Here is an 8,150-nt window from a genome sequence, read left to right as displayed (position 1 = left end):
GCGTTTAGACTAAACCGTACCGCCGATGCTACTGACAAAACGTTTCGCCGTTCAAACAAGGAAGTGTAGAGTAAACTACGAGCATTTTATTTAGTTTTATCCACATTGATTATAAAACATAAACCCCGCAGATAAATCCGTAGGGTTTATAATTGAATGAATCTAAAGGTTGTTTTAACAGATAGAAAGTATTTTATGAGATTTTCCTCTAAACTCAAAAGTTTCTTCTACTGATTTACCTAAAATAATTTGTCCAATTGGGGCTTCTTGTGAAATCACCATAAATTTTATTCCATTTAGCTCAATTATTCCAGCCCCGATTGATACAAAAAAATAGCCCATCGTAGTTTCTACTAATGCTCCAAAAGTCACTTTTGTAAAAAGAGTCTCGATGTCAATTTTATCCAAAGAAAGGCGTTCTTGACGTGCCTGTTCGTACATTCTGCCGTTCATTTCTCGGTCGAGTTGCCCCATTGCTCGGGCTGTCTCGTATTTATCTCCTGCCGAACTTTTTCCTTCTTCGTTGGCCGAGTTTTTAGCCGCTTCCATTGCTTCAAAAGAAGTTTGCATACGACTTTCAATTATTGCCTTTACTTTTTCTAATAATTTTTGCTTCATGTACTAATTTATTCTAATTTCAATGATGATATATTATTGAAATGAAGGTTTATCATTCAAGATTTTATTTATTCCTCCAGTCAGATTCAAAAGATTGTCGTAGCCATATTGCTCTTGAAGAATTTTTATAGCTTTCTGACTTCGAAAACCACTTTGGCAATGCACAACTACAGTTTTATCTCGACTAATTTTTGGTAAATATTTCTCTAATTCAGATAATGGCATTAATTCTCCGCCAATGTTTCGGGCTTCGTATTCGTGCTTTTCTCTTACATCAATTAGTTGGTAATCGCCTAATGAGTTTAATCTTTCAAACGCTATATCATTCGCTGATTTTAAACCACAAAACGCCTCATAGTCAATTAGTTGACTGATTTTTGGAGTGTCAGGCATTTTAGGGATTTTAATAGTTCTGCTTTGCATTGAAAGCGTATCAAGTACTAATAGTTTACCCGAAAGCGGTTCGCCAATACTGGTCAAAACCTTTATAGCTTCGAGTGCTTGCATTGAACCAATAATTCCTGGTAAAACGCCCAAAACACCAGCTTCGGCACAGTTTGGTGCTTGTTCGGGTGGTGGTGGAGTTGGAAATAAATCTCGATAAGTAGCTGAATTTTGATGATTAAAAACTGCAACTTGCCCCTCAAAACGATGAATAGCTCCGTAAACGAATGGTTTATCAAGAATCACGCAAGCGTCATTTACCAAATACCGAGTCGGGAAATTATCTGTTCCATCAATTACAATGTCATAATCTTTGATGATTTCTAAAGCATTGTTGGCACTTAGTTGAGTGGGGTATTGATTAAACATAACTAAGGGATTTAGAGCCGCAAGACGTTTGATAGTTTCTCCGATTTTCTCTTCTCCGACTGCTGAAGAACTATATAAAATTTGCCTTTGAAGATTACTAATATCAATTTTGTCGTTTTCAACGATTCCAATCGTACCAACACCTGCCGCAGTTAAATACAACAAAACAGGACTACCGAGTCCACCGCAACCAATCACCAAAACCTTTGATTTTTTTAGTTTTTCTTGTCCTGCCAAGCCAAATTCTGGCATTAGCATTTGTCGATTATATCTTTGTAATTCTTCGGGCGTGAGCATAATATTTCAGGAACAATAAAGAAGCGATTTCTTAAAATATGTTAAATAATTACGTTGAAAGCAAACAATAAATGGTTTTACACCGTAAATACGTAATTATTACGTAGTTTTTTTATAGAAATACTAATTTTTAGACTAAAAGTACGTTTATTTGTTATTTATAAAAAGTCAATTAAAAATAAGTATCTCAATAAAAAATGAAAAGAACATTTATTGCTTTCGCAACTGCTATTCTACTATCACAATTTTCGTTTGCACAAAGCACAAAAACACCAGCTCCGAAAGCTAAATCACCTGCTGCAAAACCTACCACCACAACAAAAAACGTTGTAGTTGCCACCCAAACTTCAGATGGTATGAAGAATGGTGTTGATTCGATTAGCTACGCTATCGGAATGAATATCGCTGGTAATTTAAAACAACAAAATCTGAAAGTTAATTCAGCAATGATGGCAAAAGCCATTGACCAAATATTGAATGGACAAACAACTTGGATGGACCCAAATGCTGCGAATGCTTATATTCAAGGGTATTTTCAGAACGAATCCATGAAAAAAGGTGCTGCTAATAAGGCGATTGGCGATAAGTTTTTGGCCGAAAACAAAACCAAAGCGGGCGTTGTTACTTTGCCGAGTGGCTTGCAGTACTCAGTCATGAAAGAGGGGAATGGAGCAAAACCAGCTTCTTCGGATAAAGTAAAAGTACATTATCACGGAACTTTGATTGATGGAAGCGTTTTTGATAGTTCAGTAGAGCGTGGACAACCAGCCGAATTTGGCGTAACTCAAGTAATTCAAGGTTGGGTAGAAGCTCTTCAGTTAATGCCAGTTGGTTCAAAATGGAAATTGTTTATTCCTTCAAATTTGGCTTATGGACCACAAGGTCCACCAAGCATCGGCCCGAATCAGGTTTTGATTTTTGAAGTAGAATTGCTTGATATTGTTAAATAAATTAAAAAATTAAACTCCTCTTTAGGGGCTGGGGGTGGTCATGTTACAAATTATGAAAAGAATCATCGTTCTACTAACCTTAACTGGTCTTTTTGGCTGCTTTGAAAATAAAGCCCAAAATTCGTCGTCGCCAACGTATGGTTACAACGATTTGAAACCAACTCGCACACAAGAGCAAGTTGAGCAGTTTGCAACCCAGTTTTTGAGCTATCATCACTACCAAAAGTTTAAGCTCGACGATGATTTTTCGGCAAAAGTTTGGGATAATTTCTTGAAAGATGTTGATGGTGGACATTCATACTTTCTTGAAAGTGACATCAAATCTTTTGAAAAATACCGTGATGGCATTGATGAAGATTTATTGGAAGGAGATTTAACCGCTCCGTTCGAGGTTTTCAATCTTTACCGCAAACGCTACAAAGAACGTCACGAGTTTATTATGGCTTTGCTTGACAAACCATTTGATTTTACCACAGACGAAAGCTACGAAACTGACCGTGAAAAAACTCCCTGGGCAAAATCAACGGCTGAGTTAGATGATGTTTGGCGTAAGATTGTAAAAAGTCAGGTGCTTGACCTGAAATTAAGTGGAAGTAAAGATTCTGCAACGATAGCAACCCTGAAAGACCGCTATAAGCGTTGGGAAGGGCGTATTGCTAAATGGAGAGCCGATGATGTTTTTCAATCGTTTATGAATGCGTTTTCTGAAACCATCGACCCTCACACAAATTACATGATTCCGAGTACGGCTGCTCAATTTAATATAGAAATGAGCCAGTCGGTAGAAGGAATTGGTGCTTCGTTGAGAAACGAAGGCGATTATGTAATGATTGCAGAGATTATTCCTGGAGGACCATTATTTAAAAGTGGACAAGCAACCAAGAATGATAGAATTGTGGCCGTAGCTCAAGGTGAAAATGGGCAATGGCAAGATATTGTAGGTTGGCTAACAGATGATGCTGTAAAGCTAATTAGGGGCACAAAAGGAACAGTTGTACGTGTAAGACTCCTACCGGGCGATGCACCTGCGGGTTCACCTACAAAAGAGCTACGTTTGGTTCGTGAAAAAGTAAAACTCGAAGAAGCAGTTGCCAAAGGCGAAGTTGTACCGATGAAAAAAGATGGTAAAGACTATAAACTGGGTGTAATTGATATTCCGATGTTCTATCGTGATTTTGAAGATGCTCGCCGTGGCGGTGATTTTCAGAGTACAACCAAAGATGTTAAGCGTTTCTTGAATGATTTCAAAGCCAAAGGTGTAGATGGGGTTGTGATTGACCTTCGTAATAACGGTGGTGGGTCGCTGACTGAAGCAATTAATCTTACGGGTTTATTCATTACAAAAGGCCCAGTTGTACAACGCCGTGATAATAATGGAAGTGTTGATGTTGAAAGCGACACTGACCCTGAATTGGTTTATAATGGCCCATTGGTTATTCTTCAAAACCGTTTTAGTGCTTCGGCATCAGAGATTTTTGCGGGAGCTATTCAAGATTATAAGCGTGGAGTAATTGTTGGCGAACAATCTTTTGGAAAAGGAACCGTGCAGCAATTAGTTGATTTAGACCAGTTCTTGCTTGCACCTCGTACGGCATCTACTGATAAAAAACCAGCGGTAGGTTTCGACCAAAAAGAAAAATACGGACAATTGAAATTGACAACTGAGAAGTTTTACCGCATCACAGGAAATAGCACGCAACGCAAAGGAGTTTCGGCTGATATTTTATTACCAACACCTTTCGACCCAGAGGAAATGGGAGAAAGTTCTCAACCAAGTGCATTGCCGTATGACCAAGTAAAAACTTCTGATTACGAGAAAACAACTGTTATCAACGAGAAAATATTGGCCAAATTGCAAGAAAAATACCAAGCTCGTTTGAAATCAGACCAAGAGTTGAAGCAATTAACCGATGATTTGGCCGAGTATCGTAAGATAAAAGATATTACGGTTATTTCATTGAATGAAGCTAAACGCAAGCAAGAGCGTGATGAAAACGAAAAACGCAGAAAAGCTGTAAATAAATTAAGCTCTGGCGAAAAGGATGAAAAAGAAAAAGATATTATCTTGACCGAAAGTGAGCGTATTCTCTGCGATTTAATTTCATCATCACAGAAATAATAGTCAACTATTTTTTATAATGAAACCCCCAGATGAGCCAATCAACTGGGGGTTTCTTATTTTTTTAAGCTTAAATTGTTTTCTTTTATTGGTATTTCATAACTTTGTATATAACCTATGATGAAATTCGATGACAACTGATACTTATACACAAACGTCGATGTTTGATTTGTGGCGTCAGAATCATTATTTATACAAAGATAAATATACTTCGCACCAGACGTCGTACATCGAGAATCTGTTGCCCGAAATTGCCGTTCAGCTAAATGTTTATGATATTATAGACATTCTTCAACGTCGATTTGGCAATGATATTATCCAAAGAGCTTTAGACCCCAGTCGTGGTATCGAAAGCCCCGTAAGCTATCACCAAGATAGCCAATGGCTGAAAAAATCAAACATGGTGGGCATTAATGTTCGTACTATTGGGAATTTTTTCAATGTCGTCAAATACGCACTCACGATTCCAAAATCACAAGATTCGATACATTTATTGCCTATTTGGGAGCCAGGAGTAGTTGGCAGCCTCTATGGCATGACAACTTTCAATATCAACCCTGAGTTTTACAGTCAAGAATTGGCTACTGCTATTCCGTCGCTTGATTCGGTCGAGAAACAACTCAAATTTGTGGTGAATATCTTGCACGCAATGGGCAAGAGCGTAGGCATGGACGTGATTCCACACACCGACCGTTTTTCGGAAATGGTCATTGCATATCCTCGTTTTTTTGAGTGGGTACGTAGGGTTGGGGGAAGAATTACGAGCAATTCAGAAACAATTTATAGAGAGGTCGAAGAAATTATTTGGCATTATTTAGTACGTAATGGCACCGCCAACGGAACACCGATTTCTTATTCAAAAAATACGCTGTTTTCGCCCGAAATTCCAATTTTAAGCGATGAACAACGATTGGAAATAATATTCGGTCATAAAAACGATTTTCAAGGCCGTCTTCGTCGCCGCATTGAGTTAATGCACGAACTAATCTATCAAGGCTACGAAACCCTTCCGATGACAATGGCACCGCCGTATCGTGGGCTACACATCAATCCCGAAGAGTTTGTGATTGATGAAAACGGAAACCGTTGGTACACGTATGAATTTGATGAGCCACAGGCAATGTCGAGGGTTTTTGGCCCTTTGGCACGCTATAAGTTTTTTCACTCAAAAGATGATAATGCTAATTGGGTGTTAGATTTTGAGAATCCGAATAAATATGCGTGGGAGTATTTCTGTCAAAAAGTGTATGAATGTCAGAAAACCTACAATTTAGATTTTATGCGGGGCGATATGGCTCACGTTCAACCCCGACCAGATGGTGTGCCAGCCAAACCCGATGAATATTATGACCCACTGATGGCCGTAAAGCATTATGTGCAGAAACAAGGTGTCAAGCATTTTGCATTTTTTGCCGAAACTTTCTTAGTTGACCCTGATTTTATGGGTTATGGCGATGAAAATGACCACTTGGAGGCCATTGATGCCGATTCTACACTCGGAGATTTACAGTCTTCGGTGGTGGGTTCTGCTGAATTTATGCAAAAGTTTGTGAAGTACAATCAATTACTCCGCACTCGTAAATTCGCACCAAATTTTACGGTTATGACAGCCGATAAAGATGACCCTCGTTTCGACGAGTTTTATCGAACTGCCAATTATCTGCGTTTATTTGTTTCGTTGTTTTTGACGGATATGCCGAGTTATGTAGGTTTGGGCTTTGAAACACGCAATATGCACCTCGAAAGAGGCAAAAATGAAGAATATACGAAACTATACGTTTTTGCCATTCGTGATGACAATGACCGAGATAAAGTAACTCATGGGCCATTTATTTGGGGTAAAAATCACTATCAGTTTCATTTGTTTCAGCAAATGCACCAATTGGCCGAAAATATTTGGGAGGAAATCAAAGGCCGTTCGGTGAAATGGCTTTTAGAGCCAACCGAAGAGCAAAAATTAATGGTTTGGACGCTTCAAGATAATCCAAAATACGTTTTTGTGGTAAACTTCGACCCATATAATGGTATTGACGAAAATCTTTTGCGAGAAAAGACCTTTAATCATCCACTCAACCAAATCTTTACGACTGGGCATTATAGCCAGCAGCATGAGTGCAGGGTTTATCGTTTGGACGATTGATAGAATATTAATAAATCACACAAAAGTCTCATACCTACCCAATAGGTATGAGACTTTAATTATACTACGACTATGGATTTCGGAAAACTCAAAGATATTTCAGATGTAGATTTTACACTTCCGCCAGATAATCCATTAACTGCACAAACCCTGGCGGCAGTATCTCCGAAAGTTTCTCATCCCGATTTATATTTTGGTCCACCTATTTGGGCAAATAAAAGCTGGGCGGGCAAGATTTACCCATCCAATGCCAAGGATAAAGATTTTTTACATTACTATACTCGTCAGTTTAACACCATCGAACTGAATGTAACGCATTACCAGATTCCAACCGAAGAAACTATTATTCGTTGGAAAGAATCGGCCGCTGATGGTTTTAAGTTTTGCCCGAAATTTCCGCAAGTAATTAGTCACGACCGCCAATTGATTGGTACAGAATTTCTTACCGAACAATTCTGCACGGCGGTTTTGGGCCTGGAGGAACATTTGGGAATGACTTTTTTGCAACTTTCACCGATGTTCGACCCACGAAGGCTGAAAAGTTTAGAAAATTACTTAAAATCTTTACCGCCAAATTTTCCTGTTTCAGTTGAGTTTCGTCATTCTGATTGGTTTAAAGATGCCAAAGTTTGGGCAAATACCTGTGCAATGCTCACCGAAATGAAAGTTGGAACGGTGATTTCGGATGTAGCTGGCCGAAGAGACGTACTTCACGCCACACTTACTACGCCAAAACTTACGCTTCGGTTTGTAGGCAACGAGCTTCACCCGACAGATTACACTCGTATCAATGCGTGGTGTGAACGTATAAAAACTTGGCTCGATATGGGTTTAGAAAGTGCTTATATTTTTGTGCATTGTGGCGATAACGAATTTGCTCCCGAACTCACAAAATATTGGATAAATAAGATTAATGCGAAAACAGGCCTAAATCTGCAAGAACCTAAAATAATTCCACAAGTTGTGCAGGGTAGTTTGTTCTGAAAAAAATGTTGCATTATATTGTTCAAGTCCATAAATTGCACGAAAATCCGTAAATGTATCCACTTAACAACAAAGATTTTTTTTCCTGACAAATTTAGCGAACAAAATAAGCCCGACGTTTCGTTGGGTTTTATTTTTTAGCACGATTTTAAAAGATTGATAAGACTGACAGGATTAAAATTGGTCGTCTTAATTTTATAAAAATTAGTTTTAGAAGAATAAGACAAAA

6 protein-coding genes are annotated in these 8,150 nt (G+C 38.5%); 4 read left to right on the top strand and 2 right to left on the bottom strand.

Annotation, left to right across the window (positions count from 1 at the left end; genetic code table 11):
• Window positions 1-174: 174 nt before the first annotated feature.
• The gene (locus tag ABR854_RS04090) at window positions 175-618 is read right to left on the bottom strand and encodes a transcription elongation factor (protein ID WP_350264079.1); all 444 of its coding nucleotides are present in this window, start codon (window positions 616-618) and stop codon (window positions 175-177) included.
• 33 nt (window positions 619-651) lie between these two features.
• Complete coding sequence (gene moeB, locus ABR854_RS04085; protein ID WP_350264078.1) at window positions 652-1,728, bottom strand: molybdopterin-synthase adenylyltransferase MoeB; 1,077 nt, start codon at window positions 1,726-1,728, stop codon at window positions 652-654.
• Window positions 1,729-1,925: 197 nt separating this feature from the next.
• Between moeB and bamJ the strand changes: the two genes are divergently transcribed.
• The 4 genes from bamJ to ABR854_RS04065 all read left to right on the top strand — a co-directional run bounded on the left by bamJ (window position 1,926) and on the right by ABR854_RS04065 (window position 7,921).
• The gene (gene bamJ, locus ABR854_RS04080) at window positions 1,926-2,678 is read left to right on the top strand and encodes a BamJ family beta-barrel-assembly machinery protein (RefSeq protein ID WP_350264077.1); all 753 of its coding nucleotides are present in this window, start codon (window positions 1,926-1,928) and stop codon (window positions 2,676-2,678) included.
• Between the two features lie 52 nt (window positions 2,679-2,730).
• Window positions 2,731-4,797 carry a carboxy terminal-processing peptidase gene (locus tag ABR854_RS04075; RefSeq protein WP_350264076.1) on the top strand — a complete coding sequence of 689 codons (2,067 nt, stop codon included), beginning with the start codon at window positions 2,731-2,733 and terminating at the stop codon, window positions 4,795-4,797.
• Between the two features lie 130 nt (window positions 4,798-4,927).
• A complete protein-coding gene (locus ABR854_RS04070; protein ID WP_350264075.1) occupies window positions 4,928-6,937 on the top strand; it encodes a hypothetical protein in 2,010 nt (669 codons plus the stop codon).
• Window positions 6,938-7,009: 72 nt separating this feature from the next.
• Window positions 7,010-7,921 (top strand): DUF72 domain-containing protein, encoded by a 912-nt coding sequence (locus tag ABR854_RS04065; RefSeq protein ID WP_350264074.1) that lies wholly within the window; start codon window positions 7,010-7,012, stop codon window positions 7,919-7,921.
• Window positions 7,922-8,150: the final 229 nt, after the last annotated feature.

The organism is Emticicia sp. W12TSBA100-4 (assembly GCF_040253585.1).
Lineage (GTDB): Bacteria > Bacteroidota > Bacteroidia > Cytophagales > Spirosomataceae > Emticicia.
This window is presented reverse-complemented; position numbering and strand designations above follow the sequence as displayed.

What these genes read in the sequence shown, in the direction of transcription:
- ABR854_RS04090 (WP_350264079.1), bottom strand. Translation starts at nt 618, where the DNA reads ATGAAGCAAAAATTATTAGAAAAAGTAAAGGCAATAATTGAAAGTCGT.
- moeB (WP_350264078.1), bottom strand. Translation starts at nt 1,728, where the DNA reads ATGCTCACGCCCGAAGAATTACAAAGATATAATCGACAAATGCTAATG.
- bamJ (WP_350264077.1), top strand. Translation starts at nt 1,926, where the DNA reads ATGAAAAGAACATTTATTGCTTTCGCAACTGCTATTCTACTATCACAA.
- ABR854_RS04075 (WP_350264076.1), top strand. Translation starts at nt 2,731, where the DNA reads ATGAAAAGAATCATCGTTCTACTAACCTTAACTGGTCTTTTTGGCTGC.
- ABR854_RS04070 (WP_350264075.1), top strand. Translation starts at nt 4,928, where the DNA reads ATGACAACTGATACTTATACACAAACGTCGATGTTTGATTTGTGGCGT.
- ABR854_RS04065 (WP_350264074.1), top strand. Translation starts at nt 7,010, where the DNA reads ATGGATTTCGGAAAACTCAAAGATATTTCAGATGTAGATTTTACACTT.